Source organism: Ruegeria sp. HKCCA5426 (assembly GCF_013034585.1).
Lineage (GTDB): Bacteria > Pseudomonadota > Alphaproteobacteria > Rhodobacterales > Rhodobacteraceae > Ruegeria.
On sequence record NZ_WQGH01000034.1, the window covers coordinates 1 to 1123 of the forward strand.

General features: G+C 55.3%; 1 protein-coding gene. It reads right to left on the reverse strand.

All coding sequences use genetic code 11. The annotated features are described in order from the left end of the window. Window positions 1–11: 11 nt before the first annotated feature. Window positions 12–1067 carry a recombinase family protein gene (locus GOV87_RS20325; protein ID WP_254447447.1) on the reverse strand — a complete coding sequence of 352 codons (1056 nt, stop codon included), beginning with the start codon at window positions 1065–1067 and terminating at the stop codon, window positions 12–14. Between the last annotated feature and the right edge of the window lie 56 nt (window positions 1068–1123).

Consider the following 1123-nt stretch of genomic DNA (forward strand, 5'->3'; position numbering starts at 1 on the left):
CCTCGTCAGGCTCATAACCTGAAGGTCGCAGGTTCAAATCCTACTCCCGCAACCACTTGGGTCGAACAGAGTCTCGAATAAGCCGCCGCAAGGTGGCTTTTGTCGTTCTGGGGTGCTCCCAACGCAAGCAAACCTGCCAACTCCCCAACCAACTCAATTGCATATGTTCCATCTACCGGGACCAATCGAATCTCCGACAGCAGGCTACGAATGATCGAAGTGGCTTCAGCTTGAGAAGAGGGATCGCGCAATGCTATGGTCAAATTGGCGACTTGTTCCTGATACACATCGGACAGACCGGGGTGCAGCAAAACCGGTGGTTCATCAGAGGCGGCGGCGATCAAAGCCTCGAGTTCCGATTTGCGAACCTCCAACGCTGTCAGCTTATCCTTCATGCTGGCGTGAAACATACCATCGCTGATGGCGTCTATTAGATGTGAGATCTTATGCTCGACCTGTGCCAGACCACGTGTCGCGTTACTCCGCTCCTGCTGAATGGACCCGGCAAGACGGTTGTATTCCTCCTGATAGGCTTTGGCGAATTCCGCAATCAGATTGGGGTGCAGCAACTGCTCTTTGAGTCCAGAGAGAACTCGATCTTCGAGGTCCGCGCGTTTGATCGTGAGGCGGTTGTCGCAGGTGCCTTTGTTCCGTTGGGTGGAACACCCGTAATACTGCTTTCCGACTTGGATGAGGCCGCCGCCACAACACCCACAGGTCAGCATCCCAGAAAACAGATGCCGTGCCCGCTTGGTGCGGCCCAGCCTCCTGATGCTATCGCTGATCGCGGCGTTGCGCGTCTTTTCCTGCCGTGCCTTCACGGCGTTCCACAGGTTATCGGAAATGATCCGTAGATCGGGCACGTCTTCAATCACCCATTCCTCCGGTGGGTTTGGGCGTGCTTGTCGCTTACCGGTGTTTGGGTCTTTGACGAAACGCTGCCGGTTCCAAACCAGCCGCCCGATATAGAGTTCGTTGTTAAGAATACCTGTGCCGCGTTGGTGGTTGCCATATATGGTCGATGCGCCCCATGTGCCCCGAGGTCCGGAAATGCCTTCTTCGTTCAGATGAGCCTCCCCAACTGAACGGGTCCACCGTTATGTTCAGGAAACGGAGGACTAAG